Here is a 22,640-nt window from a genome sequence, read left to right as displayed (position 1 = left end):
TGCGATCCCCTGGTCTTGGAGCATCTGATGGTTGTGCACCCCGTGCTGGCGGCAGTGACCCGGCGCGTCGTCGAGCGGAGCGCCGGACCCCGCGGCGCGTACCTGAACCGGATCCGGGAGGCCCGGTCGCAGGGCCCGGTCCGCGGCGGGATGGGGTGCGCGAACCTCGCGCACGGCTTCGCGGCCTGCGGCGTCCAGGACAAGCTGTGGCTGCGCGGCGACGTCACGCCCAACATCGCGATCGTGTCGGCCTACAACGACATGCTCTCCGCGCACCAGCCGCTCCAGGACTACCCCGAGATCCTGAAGTCCGCGATCCGCGCGGGGGGCGGCACGGCGCAGTTCGCCGGCGGCGTCCCCGCGATGTGCGACGGCATCACCCAGGGCCGGGCCGGCATGGAGCTGTCCCTGTTCAGCCGGGACGTGGTGGCGATGGCGACGGCCGTGGCGCTGTCGCACGACATGTTCGACGGCGCGCTGCTGCTCGGCGTGTGCGACAAGATCGTGCCGGGGCTGGTGATCGGGGCGCTGTCGTTCGGGCACCTGCCGGTGATCCTGGTGCCCGCCGGGCCGATGGCGTCGGGGCTGCCGAACGGCGAGAAGGCCAAGGTCCGCAAGCGGTTCGCGGCGGGTGAGATCGGGCGCGAGCAGCTGCTCGCCGCCGAGGCGGCGTCCTACCACTCGCCCGGCACCTGCACCTTCTACGGGACGGCCAACTCCAACCAGCTGCTCATGGAGGTCATGGGGCTGCACCTGCCGGGCGCCAGCTTCGTCCCGCCGGGCACCAAGCTGCGCGACGGCCTCACCGAGGCGGTGGGCAGGCGCATCCTCAAGCTCACGGACCTGGGCGACGGCTACACCCCGATCGGGGAGATGCTCGACGAGCGCGCGTTCGTCAACGGCGTCGTCGCGCTGCTCGCGACGGGCGGCTCGACCAACCACACGCTGCACCTGGTGGCCATGGCGGCCGCGGCGGGCATCGAGCTGACCTGGGACGACTTCGACGAGCTGTCCAAGGTCACGCCGTTGCTCACCCGCCTCTACCCGAACGGGACCGCCGATGTGAACCACTTCCACGCGGCGGGCGGCACCGCGTTCCTCATCGGCGAGCTGATCGACGCCGGGCTCCTGCACGAGGACGCGCGGACGGTCGGCGGCGACACCCTCGCGGCCTACCGCAACGTTCCGGAGCTCGTCGGCGGCAAGGTCGAGTGGCGGGAGGCGCCCGGGGAGTCCGGCGACACCGAGGTCCTGCGCCCGGCCGCCGAGCCGTTCGACACGCACGGCGGCCTGCACACCGTGCGCGGCAACCTCGGACGGGCGGTCGTCAAGGTGTCGGCGGTCCGGCCGGAGCACCGGACCATCGAGGCCCCCGCCCGCGTGTTCGACTCGCAGGAGGCGCTCCAGGAGGCGTTCGCCGCCGGGGAGCTGGACCGGGACGTCGTCGCGGTCGTCCGCAACCAGGGGCCGCGCGCGAACGGCATGCCGGAGCTGCACCGGCTCACCCCGCCGCTGTCGGTGCTCCAGGACCGGGGGCACCGCGTCGCGCTGGTGACCGACGGCCGCATGTCGGGCGCCTCCGGGGCGGTGCCCGCCGCGATCCACGTGTCGCCGGAGGCCTCGGCGGGCGGGCCGCTCGCCCGCGTCCGCGACGGCGACGTCGTCCGGCTCGACGCGGACGCGGGGGTGCTGGAGGTCCTCGTCTCCGCCGAGGAGTTCGCCGCCCGCGAGCCCGCCGCGGGGCCGCCCGACCAGACGTACGGCACGGGGCGGGAGCTGTTCCAGGCGTTCCGCCACGCCGTGGGCCCGGCCGAACGTGGCGCGGGGATCTTCTGATGAGCGAAGCGGACCGGGGGGAGTGGGGGGTCGCTCCCCCGTCGCAGGTACCGAGCGGGACGTGGCTGGTCGCGGACGTGGGCGGGACCAATGCCCGGTTCGGGCTGGTGGAGGGCCCCGGGGGTGCCCTTTCCGAGGTCAGGGCGCTGCCGACCCGCGACCATCCGGGGCTCGCGGAGGCCGCGGCCGCCTATCTCGACGCGGTCGGCGTGCGCCCGGTGGCGGCGTGCCTGGCCGTGGCGGGCCCCGTCACGAATGGCACGTTCCATTTGACCAACGCGGGCTGGCCCGAGGGCGACCCGGAGGCGGTGCGCGCCCATCTCGGCCTGGCGCATCTGGACGTCATCAACGACTTCGAGGCGCTCGCCCTGGCCCTGCCGCACCTCGGTGACGACGACCTCGTCTCCCTCGGGCGGGGGCGTCCGGACCCAGGCGCGCCCCTCGCGGTGGTCGGGCCCGGCACGGGCCTCGGCGTCGCCGGGCTCGTCCGGACGCCGTCGGGCTACGTTCCGCTGCCCGGCGAGGGCGGCCAGGTCGACGTCCCGGCCGCCACCGACCGGGAGATCGTGGTGACGCGGCTGCTGCGCGCCGAGAAGGGCGCGGCCACCGCGGAGTACCTGCTGTCGGGGGCGGGCCTGGCCCGCATCCGCCGCTACCTCGCCGCGATCGACGGCCGGCCCGCGCTGAACCTGACCCCGCGGCAGATCAGCGAGGACCGCGACGACCCCCTGTGCCGCGAGGCCGTGGACATGTTCTGCGCGCTGCTCGGGTCGCTCGCGGGCAACGTCGCCCTCACGCTCGGCGCGCGGGGCGGCGTCTATCTCGGCGGCGGGATCCTGCCGCGGATCGCGGACGTGCTGCAGGGCAGCGCGTTCCGTGCCCGCTTCGAGGGGAAGCCTCCCGTCGAGGACTACATGCGCGCCATCCCGACCGCCCTCATCGTCCATCCCGGCCCGGCCCTCGTCGGCGCCGCCGCCCGGCTCGCGCAGAGCCTGCCCGATCTGGAGCCCGCATGATCGCCGAAGACCTGTTCGACCTCGCGCCCGTCATCCCCGTGGTGGTGCTGGACGACGCCGAGGCCGCCGTCCCGCTGGCCCGCGCCCTGGTGGAGGGCGGCCTCCCGGTGATCGAGGTGACGCTGCGCACGCCGTCCGCGCTCGCGGCGATCGCGCGGATCGCCGCCGAGGTCCCGGACGCCGTGGTGGGCGCGGGGACCGTCGTGCGCCCCGAGGACGCCGAGCGCTCGGCCGCCGCCGGGGCGAAGTTCCTGGTCAGCCCCGGCTGCACGGCGCGCCTCCAGGCGGCGATGGTCGCGACCGGGCTGCCGTTCCTGCCGGGCGTCGCGACCGCCTCGGAGGCCGTCGCCCTGCTGGAGAACGGGATCACGGCGATGAAGTTCTTCCCGGCCGAGGCGGCGGGCGGCGCCGCCTACCTGAAGGCGCTGGGCGGGCCGCTGCCGCAGATCCGGTTCTGCCCGACGGGCGGGGTCGGCCTGCGGAACGCCGCCGAGTACCTCGCGCTCGGCAACGTCGGCTGCGTCGGCGGCTCCTGGCTCACCCCCGCGGACGCCCTCCGCGACGGCGACTGGGACCGCGTCGGCAAGCTCGCCTCCGAGGCGGCGGCACTCCGCACCGGGTGATGCCGGGGCGCGGTGATGTCACATCCGGGAGCGGGCAACACGTCTCCCGGGCATGGAGACCACATCGACGCTCGAGAAGCTGAGGAAGCAGCGCACCGTCCTGCTGACGAGCTACCGCAAGGACGGGACGCCGGTCGGGACGCCCGTGAACGTCGTCGTCCGCGGCGACCGCGCCTACTTCCGCACCTACGACAAGGCGTTCAAGGCCAGGCGGCTGGCGCGCAACCCGGAGGTGGAGCTCGCGCCGAGCACCTTCCGGGGCAAGGCCACCGGGCCGGGGACGCGGGGCCGCGTCCGCCTCCTCACCGAGGAGGAGGCGCGGCCGATCCGCAGGCTGCTCGCCCGCAAGCACCCGCTCCTGCAGGGGTTCGCGGTGCCGCTGGCCCACAAGCTGAAGGGCTACCGGACGCTGCACTACGAGCTCGCGCTCCACGGGGGCTGACCGCGCGGTGCGGGCACGGGCCGGCGGCGAGGCCACGCCCGCCGCCGGGGACGACGTCCATCGGCGGCCGCCCGCAGGCGCAGCGCGTCCAGGTGATCGCGCGCGGCCGGCCTGCCCTCCGCGACGCCGTCCCCGACCGCTGCGTCCCGGCGGCCGCCTGAACCGTCCCCCGGTCAGGAGCCGGGAGCGTGGCGCCGGGCCCGGCGGATCCCGAACGCCAGCAGGACCGCGCGCACGACCCAGGCGGCCAGCGCGATCTGCAGGACGACGAGGGCCCCCGTGCCGGGCCCCGCCGTGAAGGCGAGCACCAGGAACGCCGCGAACAGCAGGGGGAAGACCGGGAAGACCGGCCTGCCCCGGTGGCGGTGGGCCATGTGCCGGCGGTGGCGGTGCCAGGCGGGGTGCCCCGGCCCGCCGAACACGACCGCCGCCCCCGGCTCCCACGCGGACCCGGGCGGGGACTCCCACGGGGCCTTCTCGGGGGGTTCGGGCAGCCCGGTCGGGGACGGCAGGTCCCGGACGAGGGGGCGCAGGTCACCGCGCGTCTTGGCGGCGAGCACGGCCTCCAGCCGCTCGTCGAGCTCGGGGCGGTCCAGCCGGCCCTCGGCGAAGTGGTCGTGCAGGGCGACCATGACGGCGTCGCGCTCGGCGTCGCCGATGCGGATCTCGTCACGCGGTGCCATGATCACTCCTCGGTGTCGTCGGCCGTCGGCCCGGGGTCGTCCAGGTCGTCGGCCAGGATGCGGTACAGGCTGCGGCGGGCCTCCGACAGGACGTCCTTCGCCTGGCCGACCTGCTCGGGCGAGCCGGAATGGACGATCTGCATCACCGCGGCCCCGGTCTGCGCGGCCTGCTTGAACAGCTCCGGGACGCCCTCGCCGAACTCGGGCGTCATCTCCGCCCACGGCTCGGCCAGCCGCTCGGCGTTCTCCTCCACGTGGGCGCGGCCCTCGGCGGTGAGATGGAAGGTGCGGCGGCCGCCGGACTCGTCGCCCGCGATCAGCCCCTCGTCCGCGAGCTGCTGCAGCGCCGGGTAGACCGCGCCTGGGCTCGGCTTCCAGGCCCCGTCGCTGCGCTCGTCGATCTCCTGGATGATCTGGTAGCCGTTGCGCGGCTCCTCGGCCAGCAGGACGAGGATCGCCGCCCGGACGTTGCCCTTGCGGGCCTTGGCGCCCCGGCCCCACGGACCGCCGCGCCCCCGCGCCCACGGCGGGCGCGGACCGGGCCCGTGGCCGAACCCGCCGGGCGGGCCCCAGGGGCCCGGCCCGCCGCCGAACAGGGCGCCGAAGTTCGGGAAGTCGCCGCGGCCCCATGGGCCGCGGCCGTGCATGTGCCCCATGTTCTACACCACCTTCTGAGAGCTCTCTTTGACCTCTCGCGATACGACAACGATATATCGTAGACGTACGGATCGGCTAGATGGTTCCCCCAATCCGGATGCATGCGCCGCCGCCTCTCGTGGCGACAAACCGTGCGTCGGCTCCGAATGCGGCCAACGCCGTCTGATCGCGCGCGTCTTTGGGTACCACCGTGGGCGAGGGGGACGATGGGCACACAGGACGCGGTCGCCGCGCAGGACGCGGTCTTCGCCCCGGGCGCCACGGGCACGAGGCTCCGCGCCAGGAACGAGCTCGTGCTCGGCCTGGCGCTGTTCGCGCTCTACTCGCTGGTGGCGATGCTTCCCGAGCAGGCGAGGGCGGCGGCGGCCCGGGAGCACGGGGAGTCGCTGTACGCGCTGGAGCGGGCCCTGCACATGGACGTGGAACCCGCCCTCAACGGCTGGCTGGCGGACCAGCCCGTCCTGCGGGTCCTGGCCAACTACGAGTACGCCGTCACCTACGTCGCCAGCGCGCTGGCCCTCCTGGTCTGGCTGTTCCTGCGCCACCCCGAGCGGTACCGCACGGCCCGCAACGCGTTCGTCATGCTCAACCTCGCCGGCCTGGCGTGCTTCGCGCTGTACCCCGTCATGCCGCCCAGGCTGATGCCGCCCGGCCTCGGCTTCGTCGACACCGTCACCGACGGCCGCACCTGGGGGTCGTGGGGGTCGCCGCTGGTGAAGCACGCCGACGAGTTCGCCGCCGTCCCGTCCCTGCACATGGCCTGGACGCTGTGGGTCGGCGTGGAACTCGCACGCGTGAAGGCCAAGCGCTGGGTGCAGGGGCTGAACACCGCGCACATCCTGGTCACCCTCTACGTCATCCTGGCGACCGCGAACCACTACCTGCTGGACGCCCTGGCCGCCGTGCCGTTCGTCGTCGTGCCGGTCTACCTCGCCGAGCGCGTCGCGCGTCCGCCCGCGCGGCGCGTCCAGGGGCCGGACGCGTTCTTCCTCGCCGTGGAGACGCCCGAGTCCCCGCAGCAGGCCGGCGGCGTCATCATGCTCGACACCTCGCGGGCGGACGTCGGCCGCGCCGACCTCGTCCGGGTGATCGAGGAGCGCCTCGGCGGGCTGCCCCGCTTCCGGCAGCGGCTCGTCCGCAGGGGCCGCTGGCGCCGCCCCGTCTGGCGCGACCAGGACCGGGTCGACTGGGAGTGGCACGTCACCGAGAAGCGGGTCGGCGGCATGGCCGGGCTGCGCGCCGAGGTGGCCCGGCTCCAGTCCGAGGCCCTGCCGCTGGACCGGCCGCCCTGGCGGATGGTCGTGCTGAAGGGCGCCGAGCCCGGCCGTACGGCGGTCGTCTACCTGATGCACCACGTGGTCGCCGACGGCGTCGGCATCGTGGCGCAGGCCGTCTACCTGATGGAGCCGCCGCCCGAGCCGGTCGCCGGGCCGCCCCGGGCGCCGCTGCGCAAGGCGCTCGCCACCGCGGTCGGGCTCGGCCAGCTCGCCACCGCCGTCGGCAGGCCGGAGCGGCTGCCCGCCGCCGGGACGCGCGAGCGCCGGTTCGGCACCATGGTCCTCCCGCTCGGCACGGTGCGGGACGTCGCCCGCCGCCACGGCGCCCGCGTCACCGACGTCGTGCTGTGCGCCGTCGCAGGTGCCCTGAACCGGAGCGTCAGCGAGGAGGACGGCCGGCCCGGCACGTGCCGCGTCGCGGTCCCGCTGATGATGCGGCCGCCGGGCAGCGCGATGGTGGGCAACCACACCACCGCCGTGATGGTGGACCTGCCGATCGGGAAGATGGCCGAGACCGACCGGCTCGCCCTGATCTCCAGGCGCAGCCGGGTGCTGCGGTCCGGGACGCGGGCGCAGGCGGCGTGGTTCGTGATGTGGCAGGCGGGACGGCTGATGCCGCCCCCGCTGCACGCCCGCTTCGCGCGCATGTCCTACAGCGGACGGTTCCTGCAGGGCACCGTGTCCAGCCTTCCGGGGCCCGACCGGATCCTGCGGCTGTGCGGCGCCCCGCTCACCGCCGTCTACCCGATCGTCCCGCTCGCCCCCGGCACGCCCCTGGCGATCGCCGGGCTCGGCGTCCACCGCGACCTGTGCTTCGGCCTCTCCGTCGACCCCGGTCTGGCGGAGGACGCCGACGCGCTGATGGACGCCGTCCACGACGTCTTCGAGGAACTGCGGAAGGAGCCGGGGTGATCGGACGCCCCGTGCTCAGCAGCCCCGTGCTCAGCAGCTCCGTGCTCAGATGCTCCGTGCTCAGATGCTCCGTGCTCAGATGCTCCGCATGGCGCGCAGCGACTCCTTGAGCGAGCCCATGGTCGCGAACACGGCGGTGGGCTCGTAGCCGCAGTGCGCCATGCAGTTCGCGCAGCGCTCGTCGCGCCCCCGCCCGTAGGCGCCCCAGTCGGTGGTGTCGAGGAGCTCCCGGTAGGTCGCGGTGTAGCCGTCGTCCATCAGGTAGCAGGGCCGCTGCCAGCCCTTCAGCGAGTACGACGGGATGGCCCACGCCGTGCACGGGAAGTCGACCTTCCCCTCCAGGAAGTCCAGGAACAGCGGCGAGTGGTTGAACCGCCACCGTTCGCGGCGCCCGTCCGCGAACGTCTTGCGGAACAGGCCGCGGGTCTCCTGCACACCGAGGAAGTGGTCCTGGTCGGGCGCCTTCTCGTAGGCGTACGCGGGCGAGATCATCATCTGGTCGACGCGGAGCTCGTCGTTGAGGTAGTCGAGGACGTCGATGACGGTCTGCGGGGTGTCGGTGTTGAACACGGTCGTGTTCGTCGTGACCCGGAACCCCCGCTCCTGGCACATCCTGATCGCGTCCACCGCCTCGTCGAACACGCCCTCCTTGCAGACGGACGCGTCGTGACGCTCGCGCAGCCCGTCGACGTGCACCGCCCAGGCGAAGTAGCGGGACGGCCGGAACAGATCGATCTTCTTCGGGATCAGTGCGGCGTTCGTGCACAGGAACACGTACCGCTTCATCCGCACCAGCTCGGCGACCAGCTCGCCGATCCGCGGATGCATCAGCGGCTCGCCGCCCGCGATCGACACCATCGGCGCGCCGCACTCGCGGACCGCCGCGACCGCCTGCTCGACCGGCATCCGCTGCTTGAGCACGTCCGCCGGATGCTGGATCTTCCCGCAGCCCGCGCACGCGAGGTTGCACGCGAACAGCGGCTCCAGCTCCATGATCAAGGGGTATCTCGTCCGCCCCGCCAGCTTGTTGCGCAGGACGTAACCCCCGACGCGCAGGCTCTGGCGCAGTGGCATCGCCATTTAGGAGATCTCCTTCAGGTACCGGCCGAGCGCCGAGAGCGGGAACACGAGCCGGTAGAGGTGGTAGTTGATGTAGAAGTCGCCGGGGAAGCCGGTGCCGGTGAAGTGGTCCTCGTCCCAGTTGCCGTCCGGGCGCTGGTGCTCGACGAGCCAGCGGATCCCGCGCTCGACGGCCGGTCCGCGCTCGCCGGCGGCCAGCAGGGCGAGCAGCGCCCACGCGGTCTGCGACGGCGTGGAGGCGCCGTGCCCGATCCACGTCCGGTCCCGGTAGGAGCGCAGGTCCTCGCCCCAGCCGCCGTCGTCGCGCTGGTGGCGCTCCAGCCAGGCGACCGCGCCGCGGATCGCGGGCTTGCCCGGCCGGACGCCCGCCGCGATGAGGGCGGGCACGACGCTGCCCGTCCCGTACACGTGGTTGGCGCCCCAGCGGCCGAACCAGGACCCGTCCGGCTCCTGCGCCTTCAGCAGCCACACGACGGCCCGCTTGACCGTCTGCGAGTCGGCCATGCCGCGGTGGGACATCGCCTCCACCACGTGCGCGGTGACGTCGGCGGACGGCGGGTCGATGACCTCGCCGAAGTCGCAGAACGGCAGCCTGCGGCACAGGGCGCGGGTGTTGTCGGCGTCGAACGCGCCGAAGCCGCCGTCCCGGGAGGCCATCCCCGCCATCCAGCGCAGCCCCCGCTCGATCGCCGGCTCGGCCATCGGGTGCCGGGCGCGGCCGAGCGCGAGGATGACCTCGGCGGTGTCGTCGGTGTCGGGGTAGCAGTCGTTGTCGAACTCGAACGCCCAGCCGCCGGGGGGCAGGCCGGGGCGCCGCACCGACCAGTCGCCGGGGCCCCGCACCTCCTCGCCGATCAGCCATCCGGCGGCCCGCTCCAGGGCGGGGTGCCCGGCGGGCAGGCCCGCGTCGGCCAGGGCGTTCATCGCGAGCGCGGTGTCCCAGACGGGGGACTGGCACGCCTCCAGGCGCCGTCCCCGGTCGTCGCGGATCGTGAACCGCTCCAGCCCGTCCAGGCCCCGCCGGACGACCGGGTGGTCGAGGCCGTAGCCGAGCAGGTGCAGCGCGAGGAGCGAGTACACCCAGGGCGGCTGGATTCCGCCCCAGGACCCGTCCCGCTCCTGCCGCGCGACGATCCACTCGGCGGCGCGGCGCAGCGCGGCCCTGCGCACCCCCTTCGCCGGGTGCCGCTCGTACACGTGCAGGGCCATGTCGAGCGCCCCGAACGCCGCGTCCCACCCGGACAGGCCCCGGCGGCGGGCCGGGGGGACGTCGTAGCCGGGGTACAGCTCGTCCAGCGCGAACGGCAGCGGCCGGACGGGGCGCAGCGCGGCCACCACCGTCAGCGGGACGATCGTCTGCCGCGCCCAGCACGCCCAGTCGTAGACGTTCAGCGGGAACCAGCGCGGCAGGAACATCAGCTCCGGCGGCAGCACCGGCAGGTCCTCCCACGGCCAGCGGCCGAACATCGCCAGCCAGAACCGTGTGAAGACGCGGGTCGCCGGGATGCCGCCGCCGCCGCGGACGAAGGCGGCGGCGCGGATCATGTGGCCCGCGTCGGGCGGGTCGCCCGCGAGCCGCAGCGCGACGTAGGCCTCGACGGTCGTGGACAGGTCCGGCGGGCCGTCGTGGAAGTTCGCCCAGGTGCCGTCCGCGGCCTGCTGGGACCTGATCCAGCGCGCGGTCTCGCGGGTGTCCGCGTCGTCGCGGATGCCGAGGAACTCGCGCAGCAGCAGGTCCTCGGCGTCCATCGTCACGTTGGTCTGCAGCTCGCCCTTCCACCAGCCCTCCGGCGACTGGAGCAGGAGCAGGTGGTCGCGGGCGGCCTCCAGCGCCTCGGCGGCCGTCCTGATCCGGGCCGCCCCGCCGGCGCCCGGCCGTTCCGCGCCTACCGGCGGTGCTGCGGCGGGCGGCGGTGCTGCGCCGACCGGCGGTGCTGCGGCGGGTGTCGTCCCGGTGGTGGGCTCTGTCGTCGTCATCAGTGGTCCCGGCAGGTGACGAAGTCGGCGATGTGCAGGAACTCGGCGCGGACGGGGTCCGGAAGCCGCGCGGTGAGCAGGTGCTCGGCGGCGCGCTGGATGCGGCTCTCGGCCTCCATCTCGGCCCAGGCGCGCCCGCCCGCCGCCTCCACCAGCCCGGCGGCCTCGGCCAGTTGGTCCCCGGCCGCCTCCTCCTCGGCCGGCAGGGGCCGCGCGTACAGCCCGGCCAACCGCGCGGCCTCCGGCGTCCCGGAGTTCAGCGCGGCGACGACCGGCAGCGACATCTTGCGGGACCGCAGGTCCGACAGCGCGGGCTTGCCGGTGGTCGCCGGGTCGCCCCAGATGCCGAGCAGGTCGTCCACGAGCTGGAAGGCGATGCCGAGGTCCTCGCCGAACGCCTCCAGCGCGGCGCACAGCCGCTCCGGCGCACCGTCCAGGACGGCCCCGATCGCGCACGAGCACGCGAGCAGCGCGGCGGTCTTGCCGGAGGCCATCGTGAGGCACTCTTCCACGCCGATCTGCCTGCGCGTCTCGAAGTCCATGTCGAGGGACTGCCCGGCGACGAGGCGGCGGACGGCGGCCGCCAGCGCGCGGGCCGCCCGCGCCGAGCCCTGGCCGGGCGCCTCCAGCAGGACCTCTCCCGCGAGGGCGAGGAGGGCGTCGCCCGCCAGGATCGCGGACGCGTCGCCGAACACCGTCCACGCCGCCGGGCGGTGCCTGCGCGTCCGGTCGCGGTCCATGATGTCGTCGTGCAGGAGCGAGAACGCGTGGGCCAGCTCGACGGCGACGGCGCCCGGCAGCCCGCTCTCCGGCGGAGCCAGGGCGGCCCGCGCGGACAGCAGCGCCAGCGCCGGGCGCAGCGCCTTGCCCGCGGGGGCCTTGCGCGGGCGGCCCTCCTCGTCGGTCCAGCCGAGATGGTAGGCCGCGACCCGGTAGGTCCGCGGGTCGAGCCGCCCGACCGCGGCGCGCAGCGCGCCGTCGACCAGCTCACGGACATCGGTCAGCGAAACGGGCACGGCCGTCATCGGTCCTTCACCTTCTCCAGGTGGCGGCGGACCAGGCGGGCGGCGGTGAGACCACTGCGCACTGCTCCCTCCATGGTGTCGGGCCAGCCCGTGTCGGTCCACGCGCCGGCCAGGTACAGGCCCGGCGCGCGCGTCGCCGCGCCGGGGCGGGCGGCCGCGCTGCCGGGGCGCTGCCGGAACGTGGCGCGCCGCTCCCGCGTCACGAACACCTCCCGGACCTGCGCGCCCCACGCGGCGGGCAGGAGCCGCCGCAGCTCGGGGACGAACCGCGAGCGCAGCTCGGCGGTCGGCATGTCGATCCACGGGTCGGCGGCCGACAGGGACACCGCGAGGTACTGGCCGCCGCGCAGCCCGCTGACCGCCGTCCGGTCGAAGACCCACTGGACGGGCGAGCCGACCGCGGCGGCGAACGGCGCGTCCAGGACCCGGCGGTCGTAGACGACGTGCACGTTCACGATCGGGCTGGCGTCCAGCTCGGGCCAGCGCAGCGGGTCCGGCAGCGCCTCGGCGGGCAGCAGCCGCACCGCCGCCTCGTGCGGCACCGCGATGACGACCGCGTCGGCGGCGATCGGCATCCCGTCCACGACGACCTTCGGGTCGGCGGTGACGGCCTCCACCCTGGCCTTCAGCCGGACGGTCCCGCCCATCTCCGCGATGCGCCGCAGCGCCGGGCCGCCGTGCAGTTCCTCCAGCGGGACGAGCGGCAGCCCGATGTCGGCCGCGTCCGCGCGCCCGAACAGGGCCCGCCGGCACACCATCGCCGACAGGCCGAGCGCGGCGTCGTCCACCTCGGCGTTCAGCGCGGACGTGAGGAACAGGCCCCACAGCGCCTCCCGCGCCCACGGCCGCTGCCCGCGCTGCGCCAGCCACGCCCCGGCGGAGACCTGGTCGAGCACGGGGTCGGCGGGGTCGAGGCGCGCCAGCCCCAGCGCGGCGCGCACGGCCCGCAGCCGGTCGGCGGCCGACAGCGGCGCGTACCCGGCCAGCGCGGGCAGCAGGTGCAGCGGGCTCGGCAGGCCCGACCGGCGCAGCCGCGCCGGCGGCGCGCCCGCCCGCAGGACGGGGACGTCGAACCGGTCCTGCACGTCGACGAGGTGGTCGGCGCGCAGCCGGTGAAGCAGCCCCTGGTACGCCGTGCAGCACCGCAGGAAGACGTGCTGGCCGTTGTCGACGCTCAGCTCGCCCCGCCCGAACGAGTGCGTGGCGCCGCCCAGCCACGGCCGCGACTCCAGCAGCGTGACCGGAACGCCCGACTCCTGGAGCGCGATCGCCGCGCTGATGCCCGCGAGCCCCCCGCCCACGACGACGACGCTCACCGCTCCACCCCCGACAGCGCGCGCGCCGCCACCACGGCCTTCTGCCAGGTCGGCAGCGACACCCGCGCGTCCAGCGCGATCTGCGGACGGGCGGCGATGTTCTCCAGCAGCCGCCGGTAGATGCCGGCCATCGCCGCCGTGCACGCCGCGCTGCGCCGGTCCAGCAGCGGCAGCAGCCGCAGCCCCTCGGCGTACCAGGCCCGCGCCCGCTCCGCCTGGAAGCCGATCAGCTCGTTCAGCCGCCACGGCGGGTCGATGAACGCGCCCGACTCGTCCAGCTTCAGCGTGCAGCCGAACCGCGCCAGGTCCTCGGCCGGGATGTAGGCGCGCCCGGCCAGCCGGTCCTCGCGCAGGTCGCGCAGGATGTTGGTGAGCTGCAGCGCGACGCCGAGCGAGTCGGCGAGGCCCTCGGCCCGCTGCCGGCCGTCCGACCCGAACACCCCGAGCGACAGCCGCCCGACCGAGCCCGCGACCCGCTGGCAGTAGCGCAGCAGGTCGTCGAAGGTCTCGTAGTCGGCGCCGCGCACGTCGTCCTCGCAGCCGTCGAGCAGCTCCTCGAACGCCTCCAGGGGGATCGGGAACCGGCCCGCCGCGTCCGCCAGCGCGGTCAGCACCGGATGCCCCTCCAGCGCCCGGACGTCCGCCCGCCGCCGCAGCACCTCCTGCACGGTCATCAGCCGCTGCCGCGACCGGTCCAGCAGGTCGAGCCGGACGCACGCCGGCTCCGGGCCGTCGCCGATGTCGTCGATGCCGCGCGCGAACGCGTAGACCGCGCTCATCGCCCGCCGCTTCGGGGCCGGCATCAGCCGTATCCCGTAGGAGAAGTTGCGGGCCTCCTCGCGCACCACCCGCTCGCAGTGCCGGTACGCCTCGACCACCCGCTCGGAACCCTCGCACGTCTCCGAAACCGTCATCGCCCCCTCCTTCCAAGGGCGCGCGCCCACCCGGCCGGCAGCGTGGCCCGCCGTGGACGCAGCGCATGAGCGAGCACGTCGTACCGCCCGCGCTCCAGAGCCGACAGCGCGGCGCGCCCGCCGGCCACGTAGCCCGCCACGGCGATGCGCGCCCATCCCGTCAGGTCCGCCAGCAGCGGCGCTGCGCCGCCGTCCAGCAGTTCGCGGGCGCGGCCGGCCTGGAGCGCCAGGACGCCGCGCAGCCGGGTCGGCGTGACCGGGCGCGCGAGGTCGTCCTCGGCGCAGCCGAAGCGCCGCAGGTCCTCGCCGGGCAGGTAGATCCGGCCGGCCCGGTAGTCCTGCCCCGCGTCCTGGCAGTGCTCGACGATCTGCAGCGCCGTGCAGACGTCGTCGGACGCGGCCGCGAGGCGCGGCGTGTGCGCGCGGAACAGGCGCAGGACGATCCGTCCCACCGGCGCGGCGGACAGCGCGCAGTAGCCCTTCAGGTCGGCGAACGTCTCGTACCGGTGGACGGTCTGGTCCTGCCGGTTCGCCTGCACGAGGTCGCGGAACGGCTCCTCGGGGATCCGGTGCGCGTGCACCGTCTCCGCCAGCCTCCGCAGCTGCGGCAGGGCGGGCGTCCGCCCGGCGAACACGCGGTCCAGGTCGTCGTCCACGAGTCCGAGCAGCTTGGGCCGCTGCTCCGGCGGGGCCTCGTCGCCGATGTCGTCGACGAGCCGCGCGAAGCCGTAGACGGCCCGCAGGGCGGCGCGGTGCCGGGCGGGCAGGACCCGCGCCGCCACCGGGAAGTTCTCCCGGGAGGCGAGCCGGTCCAGCGCGCGATCGTGCTCCTCGGCGCTCCAGGGCGGTTCAATGATCACCTAGAGGAGATCGACCGGTCCGGCACGAGAGAAACTCTGGCCAAGGTATGGACTTATCTAAACGGGGCGTGTCCGGGGGCTGAACCGTTCCAGGGGTCACGGCGTCGCGCGGACCGCTCGGTAGCCTCGGGGCATGCCGACCCATGAGCGCGAGATCACCGAGCCCGTCGACCTGTGCACGCCTGACGGGCGGCTCGCTGCGCGGGCGGTCGGCTGGACGCGGCGCCCGCTGCACCGCGCGAACCTGCGCGGCTGGGGACGCGCCAAGCGCTGGGAGTACTGGGGCATCGTCACGCCCCGGCACGTCATCGGGCTGGTCGCCTCGTCGCTGGACTACGCCGCGGTCCACGGCGTGTACGTGCTGGACCGCGAGACGGGCGAGGAGACCTCCCGGGACGGCGTGGTCCCCTTCGCGCGCGGTGCGGTGTTCCCCGACCGCAGCGGGTCCGGGGAGGCGTCGGTGCGCGGGGCGGGGTTCGCCGTGGGCGTCCGGCAGGGGCCGTCCGGCTCGCGGGTGCGGGCGCTGGTCCCCGGGCTGGTGGACCTGGACGTCCGGGTTCCGCTGCCGGAGGGCCACGAGTCGCTCGGCGTGGTGATCCCCTGGAGCGCCCGGCGCTTCCAGTACACGGTCAAGGACGTCGGGCGTCCCGTGCACGGGCGGCTGCGGCTCCCGTCCGGCGACCACGAGATCGGGGAGGGCGCCTTCGCCGTCCTCGACCACGGGCGCGGCAAGTGGCCGTACCGGACGACATGGAACTGGGCCGCGGCGAGCGGCCCCGGCCTCGCCCTGCAACTCGGCGGCAAGTGGACCGACGGCACCGGGATGACCGAGAACGCGCTGTTCGTCGGCGGCCGGCTGCACAAGATCGGCGAGGAGCTCGACTGGTCCTACGACCGCGGCGACCGGCTGCGCCCCTGGACGGTCCGCGGGCCGCGCGTCGAGGCCGAGTTCCGGCCGTTCCACGAGAAGGTCGCGCGGACCGAGCTCGGCGTCGTCGGCACCGAGACCCACCAGTGCTTCGGCCACTTCAGCGGCCGGGCCCAGGCCGACGACGGCACATGGCACGACTTCGACGCCCTCACCGGCTGGGCGGAGGAGGCCCGCCAGCGCTGGTGAGCCGGACCCCTCGGCCGGGAGCAAGTAGCTTGATGTCGAGATAAAATGAAGATAGCTTGACGTCGAGAGAAAAGCGGCGGAAGTTAGGCGGCCCTGATTCCCGGTCAGGATTCCGACTAAGGCAGGATCAAGGGAGACGAAGCTCCCGTCCCGCCGCGCGCCGTCCCGCGTCGGCCTCGGGGACGGGCCTTATTGAAGATCAAACCAGCGCCGCGCGCTCATGTCCCGGACCGGACGCGCGGTGGCGACGGAGGAGGAGTCCGTGTCCGCGAACAGCTTCGGCAGTCTCGACAAGCTGCAGGTCGGCGACAGGTCGTACGACATCTACCGGCTGGACGCCGTCGAGGGCTCGGCCCGTCTCCCGTACAGCCTCAAGGTGCTGCTGGAGAACCTGCTGCGCACCGAGGACGGTGCGAACGTCACCGCCGACCACATCCGCGCGCTCGCGCAGTGGGACGCCAAGGCCAAGCCGAGCAAGGAGATCCAGTTCACCCCCGCGCGGGTGATCATGCAGGACTTCACCGGCGTGCCGTGCGTGGTGGACCTGGCGACGATGCGCGAGGCGGTGCGCGACCTCGGCGGCGACCCGACCAGGATCAACCCGCTGGCGCCGGCCGAGATGGTGATCGACCACTCGGTGATCGTCGACTACTTCGGCTCGCCGGACGCCTTCGAGCGCAACGTGCAGCGCGAGTACGAGCGCAACAGGGAGCGCTACCAGTTCCTGCGCTGGGGGCAGACGGCGTTCGACGAGTTCAAGGTCGTCCCGCCCGGCACCGGCATCGTCCACCAGGTGAACATCGAGCACCTGGCCCGCGTGGTGTTCGACCGGGGCGGGGTCGCCTACCCCGACACCTGCGTCGGCACCGACTCGCACACGACGATGGAGAACGGCATCGGCGTGCTCGGCTGGGGCGTCGGCGGCATCGAGGCGGAGGCCGCGATGCTCGGCCAGCCGATCTCGATGCTCATCCCGCGCGTCGTCGGCTTCAAGCTGACCGGCGAGATGCCCGCCGGGACGACCGCGACCGACCTCGTGCTCACCATCACCGAGATGCTGCGCGAGCACGGCGTCGTCGGCAAGTTCGTGGAGTTCTACGGCGAGGGCGTGCACGCGCTGCCGCTGGCGAACCGCGCCACGATCGGCAACATGAGCCCCGAGTTCGGCTCCACCTGCGCGATCTTCCCGATCGACGACGAGACGCTGAAGTACCTGCGGCTCACCGGCCGGGACGAGGAGCAGACCGCGCTCGTCGAGGCCTACGCCAAGGCGCAGGGCCTGTGGCTCGACCCGTCGGTGGAGCCGGAGTTCTCCGAGTACATGGAGCTGGACCTCGCGACGGTCGTCCCGTCGCTGGCCGGTCCGAAGCGCCCGCAGGACCGCATCTCCCTGGCCGAGGCCAAGCAGACCTGGCGGCGGGACGTGCAGAACTACGTCGAGAGCATCCAGGGCGCGGCCGACGAGGCGTCCAGCGAGTCGTTCCCGGCCTCGGACTCCCCGGCGATCAGCCACGACACCAACGGCGACAAGCCGCGGCAGCACGCCACCAACGGCGCCAAGCGCCCGCACAACCTCGTCCCGGTCACCCTGGAGGACGGGACGTCCTTCGAGCTCGACCACGGGCACGTCGCCGTCGCGGCCATCACCTCCTGCACCAACACCTCCAACCCGTACGTGATGATCGGCGCGGCGCTGCTGGCGAAGAACGCGGTGGAGAGGGGCCTGACCCGCAAGCCGTGGGTGAAGACCTCCCTCGCGCCCGGGTCCCAGGTCGTCACCGACTACCTGGAGCGCGCCGGCCTCACCCCGTACCTGGACAAGATCGGCTTCAACCTGGTCGGGTACGGCTGCACCACCTGCATCGGCAACACCGGTCCGCTGCAGCCCGAGATCTCCAAGGCGGTCAACGACAACGACCTCGCGGTCACCGCGGTGCTGTCGGGCAACCGCAACTTCGAGGGCCGCATCAGCCCCGACGTGAAGATGAACTACCTGGCCTCGCCGCCGCTGGTCATCGCCTACGCGCTCGCCGGGACGATGGACATCGACATCCTGCGCGACCCGATCGCCGAGGGCGCCGACGGCCCGGTCCGCCTGGCCGACATCTGGCCCGCGCCGGAGGAGGTCGCCGCGATCGTCGAGTCGTCCATCGGGCAGGAGATGTTCACCCAGAGCTACGCCGACGTCTTCAAGGGCGACGACCGCTGGCGGGGCCTCGACATCCCGACCGGCGACCTGTTCGAGTGGGACACCGCGTCCACCTACGTCCGCAAGGCGCCGTACTTCGACGGCATGCGCGCCGAGCCCGAGCCGGTCGCCGACATCCACGGCGCCCGCGTCCTGGCCAAGCTGGGCGACTCGGTCACCACCGACCACATCTCCCCGGCCGGGTCCATCAAGGCCGGCACGCCCGCCGCGCAGTACCTGCAGGACAACGGCGTCGCGGTCAAGGACTTCAACTCCTACGGTTCGCGCCGCGGCAACCACGAGGTCATGATCCGCGGGACGTTCGCCAACATCCGGCTGCGCAACCAGCTCCTGGACGGCGTCGAGGGCGGCTACACCCGCGACTTCACCCGGCAGGACGCTCCGCAGGCGTTCATCTACGACGCCGCGCAGAACTACGCGGCGCAGGGCACCCCGCTCGTGGTCGTCGCGGGCAAGGAGTACGGCTCCGGCTCGTCGCGCGACTGGGCGGCCAAGGGCACCGCGCTGCTCGGCGTCCGCGCCGTCATCGCCCAGTCCTACGAGCGCATCCACCGCTCGAACCTGATCGGCCTGGGCGTCCTGCCGCTGCAGTTCAAGGACGGGGAGTCGGCCGAGTCCCTCGGCCTCACCGGCACCGAGACGTTCGACATCACCGGCGTCACCGCGCTCAACGAGGGCGGGATCCCGGAGGAGGTCACCGTCAGGGCCGACGGCACGGAGTTCACCGCCGTCGTCCGCATCGACACCCCCGGCGAGGCGGACTACTACCGCAACGGCGGCATCCTCCAGTACGTCCTGCGGAACCTGCTCCGCAAGTAATCCGCACGCCGAAACGGGCCGCCTCCCCGACCTGGGGGGCGGCCCGTTCCCGTGCGGTCAGCGGCCGGTCGGCAGGGTCAGGCCGCCGTTGCACTCGACGACGTTGCCGGTGATGAACCCGTTCGTCGCGGTCAGCAGGATCGCCTGCGCCACGTCCTCGGGACGCCCGACGCGCCCGACCGGCAGGGCGGCGGCGTGCTCGGCGAACATGGCGGCGCGCTGCTCGGCGGGCATGGCGTCCCACCACGGGGTCTCGATGACGCCCGGGGACACGGCGTTCACGCGCAGCGGGGCCAGTTCGGCGGCCAGGGGCGGCACCATCGCCTCCAGCGCGCCGTTGATCGCCGCGAGCCCGGCCGTGCCGGGCAGCGCGGCCCGCGCCGACGAGGCGGTGACGAACGTGACCGAGCCGCCCGCCGCCAGGCGGGGGAGCGCGGCCTGGACGAGCCGCAGGTGCAACCAGAACTTGGCCTCGAAGCCGGCGCGCAGGTCGGCCAGGTCGAGGGTGGCGAGGGGGCCCGCGCCCGCTCCGCCGCTCAGCGCGAGGACGAGGTGGTCGTAGACCGTGTCCTCGGCGAAGAACGCGGCGACCTCCTCCGCGGAGGCCGCGTCCAGGCGACGCGCGGTGAGGCCGTCCGCGGCGGCCTCGGCCAGGCGCTCGGCGTCGCGTCCGGTGACGACGGCGTCGGCGCCCTGGCCGGCGAAGAGCCGGGCGGTGGCCGCGCCGATCCCCGAGGTGCCGCCGCATACCAGGGTCCGCTGCCCGTTCAGCGTCATGATGCGCCGCCCTTCCATTGTCGAGACCTTCCGTCTCGACAATTATTTGCCGAGACCGGCGGTTCCGTCAAACGGTATGCTCGGCCCATGACCGGGGAGGCCCATCGACCGCACACGGGGAGGCGCCGCAACGAGGCCGCGCGCCGGGCGATCCTGGACGTCGCGGTCGAACTGCTCGGCGGCACCGGCGACGCGCCCGTGACGATCGACACGATCGCGGCGTCGGCCGGCGTCGGGAAGCAGACGATCTACCGCTGGTGGCCGTCCAAGGGCGCCGTGCTGCTGGAGGCGGTGGCCGAGCGCGCCGGCGAGGACATCCCCGTCCCGGACACCGGCTCGCTGCGCGGCGACCTCGGGGCCTTCCTGCGCGCGACGTTCCGGGCCGTCGGGCACGAGCGCACCGTGTCGGTCCTGCGGCACGCGATGGCCGAGGCGCAGCGCGACCCCCACGCCCGCGAACCCATGCGCGCCTTCATCGCCGGACGGCGCACGGTGCTGCGCGGGCTGCTGGAGCGGGCGCGCGAGCGCGGCGAGATCACACCGGGGACCGATCTCGGCCTCGTCGTCGACCAGGCCTACGGGGTGCTCTGGTACCGCATCCTCGTCGGGCACGCCCCGCTCTCGGAGAGCGAGGCCGACATGCTCGCCCGCGCGCTCACCGCCCAGGTCACGGCTAGCGCGGCCGACGGGGGGTAGTGGTCCCTGCGACCCCGTGCCGCGATCGACGAGAAGGATGCCATGCACAGGATCGGTGAACTGGACGTCTTCCCGCTCTGCCTGGGCGGCAACGTCTTCGGCTGGACCGCGGACCGGGAGCGCTCGTTCCAGATCCTGGACGCCTATGCCGGGGCCGGCGGCAACTTCCTCGACACCGCCGACTCCTACTCGGCGTGGGTGGAGGGCAACCGCGGCGGCGAGTCCGAGTCGATCATCGGGGAGTGGGCGGAGTCGCGCGGCAACCGCGACGACCTCGTGATCGCGACCAAGGGCGGCCGCCACCCCGAGCACCCGGGGCTCGCCGCGGCGACGATGAGGGCGGCCGTGGACGACTCGCTGCGGCGCCTGCGCACCGACCGCATCGACCTGTACTTCACCCACTTCGACGACCCGGCGGTGCCCGTCGAAGAGATCATGACGACGCTGGACGGGCTGGTCGCCGCCGGCAAGGTCCGGCAGATCGGGGTGTCGAACATCGAGCTGGACAGGCTCCAGGCGTCCCTGGAGTTCGCCGAGCGGGAGGGGACGGCCCCCTACACGGCGATCCAGCCGGAGTACAACCTCGTCTCCCGCGGCTCCTACGAGGGGCCGCGGCGCGACCTGGCCGAGAAGTACGGGCTGGCCGCCGTCCCGTACTACGGCCTCGCGTCCGGCTTCCTCACCGGGAAGTACCGCCCCGGGTCCACGGTGGACAGCGCGCGCGCCGGGGGCGCCGCGCGGCACCTGGAGACCGAACGCGGACGCGCCGTCCTGGCGGCGCTCGACATCGTCGCCGAAGAGCAGGACGTCCCGGTCGCGACCGTCGCGCTCGCCTGGCTCGCCGCCCGGCCGACCGTCGCCGCGCCCATCGCCAGCGCCCGGACCCTGGAGCAGCTCCCACCGCTCGTGGAGGCCGCCCGCACGACCCTGACCGCCGCCCAGCTCGACCACCTGACCACGGCGTCCGCCTGACCGCCGCCGGCGGTTCAGAACTCCATGAGGACCTGCGGGTCGAACCGGACTTGGCACCGCCCGTCTTGGAGTTCCAGGCCGCGGCCTTCGTCCTCTCGGGCGTGGAGGTCCTCCGCCGTGTACGGGCCGCACCCGCCATGATCGTGCGCGACGCGCTCCCGCTGGTGGCGTACGTCCGTAGCCTGATCTGATGCGCCCCACCAAGGCCGATCTGGAGGCCGCCCGCGACCGCGTCATCCCCGACATCCTCCCCGAGGCCCCCGGGACGCTCCGCGTCCTGTTCTGCGGCATCAACCCGGGCCTGTACTCGGGGGCGACCGGCCGCCACTTCGCCCGTCCCGGCAACCGCTTCTGGCCCGCGCTGCACCTGTCGGGCTTCACCGACCGCCGGCTGCACCCGTCCGAGCAGGACCTCCTGACCGGGTACGGCCTCGGTATCACCAACCTGGCTCCGCGCACCACCGCCCGCGCGGACGAGCTGACCGACACCGAGCTCCGCGAGGGCGGGCGCCGTCTGGCCGCCCTCGTCGAACGCCACCGCCCGGCCTACCTGGCCGTCGCCGGCGTCACGGCCTACCGCACCGCCTTCGCCCGCCCCAGGACGCAGATCGGCCCGCAGGACGAGGACTTCGGCCCCGCCCGCCTGTGGGTGCTGCCCAACCCGAGCGGCCTCAACGCGAGCTGGCCCCTCGCCCGCATCGCCACCGAGTTCGGCCGCCTCCGCCAGGCGGCCGACGCCCTCAGAACGCCGTGAGGAGCGGTCTTCCTACGCTCAGTCGGCGTTGTTGAGTGCGGCGACGGCGAACATCGTGTCCACCTCTTTGAGGAGGGTGGGGGTGGGCTGCCACAGGTCGGTGCGGCCCACGGCGACGATGGGGCGGGGGAGGGCCCGGATGCCGGACAGGCACCAGTGGTGGGAGGCGGAGCCGGCCCAGGGGCCGCAGTCGCAGGCGGCGCCGCGCACGGCGGCGGAGCAGACGTCGTCGAGTTCGGCGACCGCGATGACCGCGCCGATGGTGGCGAGCGGGTCGCGGGGGTCCCATCCGGCCGCCTGGATCAGCGGCGAGTCGCACGCCTTCAGGTCGACGCGCATCGAGGCGTGGACGAGGAGCGGGCCGCGGTAGGCGGTCGGGAAGCTCTGGTTCGACACGCTCTTGCCACCACGCGCGATCGCGAACGCCCAGGGCTGCTGAACACTCATCGCCTGCACGCGGTCACCTCCGTTGTCCGCCGGTCCGTCCGCCCCCCGGGATCGCCGGGACGCCCGGCGGTGGAAGCCGGGTGCCGCGCGACGATGCCCGAGAGGTTAGGCGCATCCCGCAGGAATTGCCAACGTACGAGGCGAAAGGGTCCTTGTCCGTCATGAGCCTTTCGAACTCATGAGGTGCTTGATCACCCATGTGACGCTTGAGGCGGATATACGGTTGACGTG

21 protein-coding genes are annotated in these 22,640 nt (G+C 74.0%); 11 read left to right on the top strand and 10 right to left on the bottom strand.

Annotated features, from left to right (window positions below; genetic code table 11):
* The first annotated feature begins 27 nt into the window (after positions 1–27).
* Genes edd through CHC11_RS21720 form a run of 4 tightly spaced genes read left to right on the top strand, consistent with a single transcriptional unit; the run spans position 28 to position 3,917 of the window.
* Positions 28–1,836: a phosphogluconate dehydratase gene (gene edd, locus CHC11_RS21735; RefSeq protein ID WP_089313611.1), complete on the top strand. Its 1,809-nt coding sequence runs from the start codon at positions 28–30 to the stop codon at positions 1,834–1,836.
* The gene (gene glk, locus CHC11_RS21730; RefSeq protein WP_089313610.1) at positions 1,836–2,852 is read left to right on the top strand and encodes a glucokinase; all 1,017 of its coding nucleotides are present in this window, start codon (positions 1,836–1,838) and stop codon (positions 2,850–2,852) included. Before edd ends, glk begins: the two co-directional genes overlap by 1 nt.
* Positions 2,849–3,475: a bifunctional 4-hydroxy-2-oxoglutarate aldolase/2-dehydro-3-deoxy-phosphogluconate aldolase gene (gene eda, locus CHC11_RS21725; RefSeq protein WP_089313609.1), complete on the top strand. Its 627-nt coding sequence runs from the start codon at positions 2,849–2,851 to the stop codon at positions 3,473–3,475. Before glk ends, eda begins: the two co-directional genes overlap by 4 nt.
* 52 nt (positions 3,476–3,527) lie before the next feature.
* Positions 3,528–3,917, top strand: a complete 390-nt coding sequence (locus CHC11_RS21720; protein ID WP_089313608.1) for a PPOX class F420-dependent oxidoreductase — start codon at positions 3,528–3,530, stop codon at positions 3,915–3,917.
* A gap of 173 nt (positions 3,918–4,090) precedes the next feature.
* Here CHC11_RS21720 and CHC11_RS43495 read toward each other — a convergent pair whose 3' ends face one another.
* Together CHC11_RS43495 and CHC11_RS21710 are read right to left on the bottom strand one after the other, a co-directional pair.
* Entirely contained in the window at positions 4,091–4,600 is a 510-nt protein-coding gene (locus tag CHC11_RS43495) for a DUF1707 SHOCT-like domain-containing protein (RefSeq protein ID WP_089313607.1), read from the bottom strand.
* Positions 4,601–4,602: 2 nt separating this feature from the next.
* Positions 4,603–5,256, bottom strand: a complete 654-nt coding sequence (locus CHC11_RS21710) for a PadR family transcriptional regulator (RefSeq protein ID WP_089313606.1) — start codon at positions 5,254–5,256, stop codon at positions 4,603–4,605.
* A 207-nt stretch (positions 5,257–5,463) separates the two neighbouring features.
* On the opposite strand from CHC11_RS21710, the gene CHC11_RS21705 reads away from it, so the two are divergent.
* Positions 5,464–7,446 (top strand): bifunctional phosphatase PAP2/O-acyltransferase family protein, encoded by a 1,983-nt coding sequence (locus CHC11_RS21705; RefSeq protein ID WP_179278938.1) that lies wholly within the window; start codon positions 5,464–5,466, stop codon positions 7,444–7,446.
* 75 nt (positions 7,447–7,521) lie between these two features.
* Here CHC11_RS21705 and hpnH read toward each other — a convergent pair whose 3' ends face one another.
* The 6 genes from hpnH to hpnC are packed head-to-tail and all read right to left on the bottom strand — an operon-like array spanning position 7,522 to position 14,618.
* Complete coding sequence (gene hpnH / locus CHC11_RS21700) at positions 7,522–8,526, bottom strand: adenosyl-hopene transferase HpnH (RefSeq protein ID WP_089313604.1); 1,005 nt, start codon at positions 8,524–8,526, stop codon at positions 7,522–7,524.
* Entirely contained in the window at positions 8,527–10,503 is a 1,977-nt protein-coding gene (shc, locus tag CHC11_RS21695) for a squalene--hopene cyclase (protein WP_089313603.1), read from the bottom strand. It abuts the gene before it with no gap.
* The gene (locus CHC11_RS21690; RefSeq protein ID WP_089313602.1) at positions 10,503–11,528 is read right to left on the bottom strand and encodes a polyprenyl synthetase family protein; all 1,026 of its coding nucleotides are present in this window, start codon (positions 11,526–11,528) and stop codon (positions 10,503–10,505) included. The genes shc and CHC11_RS21690 overlap by 1 nt, the downstream gene beginning before the upstream one ends.
* Complete coding sequence (gene hpnE, locus CHC11_RS21685) at positions 11,525–12,844, bottom strand: hydroxysqualene dehydroxylase HpnE (RefSeq protein WP_089313601.1); 1,320 nt, start codon at positions 12,842–12,844, stop codon at positions 11,525–11,527. The genes CHC11_RS21690 and hpnE overlap by 4 nt, the downstream gene beginning before the upstream one ends.
* Positions 12,841–13,758, bottom strand: coding sequence for a phytoene/squalene synthase family protein (locus CHC11_RS21680; RefSeq protein WP_089313600.1), 918 nt, complete (start codon positions 13,756–13,758; stop codon positions 12,841–12,843). The genes hpnE and CHC11_RS21680 overlap by 4 nt, the downstream gene beginning before the upstream one ends.
* Complete coding sequence (gene hpnC, locus CHC11_RS21675; protein ID WP_089313599.1) at positions 13,755–14,618, bottom strand: squalene synthase HpnC; 864 nt, start codon at positions 14,616–14,618, stop codon at positions 13,755–13,757. Before hpnC ends, CHC11_RS21680 begins: the two co-directional genes overlap by 4 nt.
* A gap of 133 nt (positions 14,619–14,751) precedes the next feature.
* Here hpnC and CHC11_RS21670 point away from each other — a divergent pair, with 133 nt between their 5' ends.
* On the top strand, positions 14,752–15,735 hold the full coding sequence (locus tag CHC11_RS21670) for a DUF2804 domain-containing protein (protein WP_089313598.1): 984 nt from the start codon (positions 14,752–14,754) through the stop codon (positions 15,733–15,735).
* Positions 15,736–15,997: 262 nt separating this feature from the next.
* Positions 15,998–18,763, top strand: coding sequence for an aconitate hydratase AcnA (gene acnA, locus CHC11_RS21665; protein ID WP_089313832.1), 2,766 nt, complete (start codon positions 15,998–16,000; stop codon positions 18,761–18,763).
* A gap of 57 nt (positions 18,764–18,820) precedes the next feature.
* Here the strand turns inward: acnA and CHC11_RS21660 are convergent, their stop codons facing one another.
* On the bottom strand, positions 18,821–19,558 hold the full coding sequence (locus CHC11_RS21660) for an SDR family oxidoreductase (RefSeq protein ID WP_245919554.1): 738 nt from the start codon (positions 19,556–19,558) through the stop codon (positions 18,821–18,823).
* A 69-nt stretch (positions 19,559–19,627) separates the two neighbouring features.
* Here CHC11_RS21660 and CHC11_RS21655 point away from each other — a divergent pair, with 69 nt between their 5' ends.
* Genes CHC11_RS21655 through mug form a run of 4 tightly spaced genes read left to right on the top strand, consistent with a single transcriptional unit; the run spans position 19,628 to position 21,962 of the window.
* Positions 19,628–20,236 carry a TetR/AcrR family transcriptional regulator gene (locus CHC11_RS21655; RefSeq protein WP_089313597.1) on the top strand — a complete coding sequence of 203 codons (609 nt, stop codon included), beginning with the start codon at positions 19,628–19,630 and terminating at the stop codon, positions 20,234–20,236.
* Positions 20,237–20,278: 42 nt separating this feature from the next.
* Positions 20,279–21,208 carry an aldo/keto reductase gene (locus tag CHC11_RS21650; protein WP_089313596.1) on the top strand — a complete coding sequence of 310 codons (930 nt, stop codon included), beginning with the start codon at positions 20,279–20,281 and terminating at the stop codon, positions 21,206–21,208.
* A gap of 50 nt (positions 21,209–21,258) precedes the next feature.
* Positions 21,259–21,399: a hypothetical protein gene (locus tag CHC11_RS41465; protein ID WP_179278936.1), complete on the top strand. Its 141-nt coding sequence runs from the start codon at positions 21,259–21,261 to the stop codon at positions 21,397–21,399.
* Positions 21,399–21,962 (top strand): G/U mismatch-specific DNA glycosylase, encoded by a 564-nt coding sequence (gene mug / locus CHC11_RS21645; protein ID WP_179278935.1) that lies wholly within the window; start codon positions 21,399–21,401, stop codon positions 21,960–21,962. The genes CHC11_RS41465 and mug overlap by 1 nt, the downstream gene beginning before the upstream one ends.
* An 18-nt stretch (positions 21,963–21,980) precedes the next feature.
* On the opposite strand, the gene CHC11_RS21640 is transcribed toward mug, so the two are convergent.
* Entirely contained in the window at positions 21,981–22,409 is a 429-nt protein-coding gene (locus CHC11_RS21640; protein ID WP_245919553.1) for an ASCH domain-containing protein, read from the bottom strand.
* Between the last annotated feature and the right edge of the window lie 231 nt (positions 22,410–22,640).

Origin of the sequence: Actinomadura mexicana, from assembly GCF_900188105.1 — a bacterium.
In the GTDB taxonomy this organism is placed as follows: Bacteria; Actinomycetota; Actinomycetes; order Streptosporangiales; family Streptosporangiaceae; genus Spirillospora; species Spirillospora mexicana.
The sequence above is the reverse complement of the archived record's forward strand: the minus strand, read 5'-3'. Positions and strand labels throughout refer to the sequence as shown.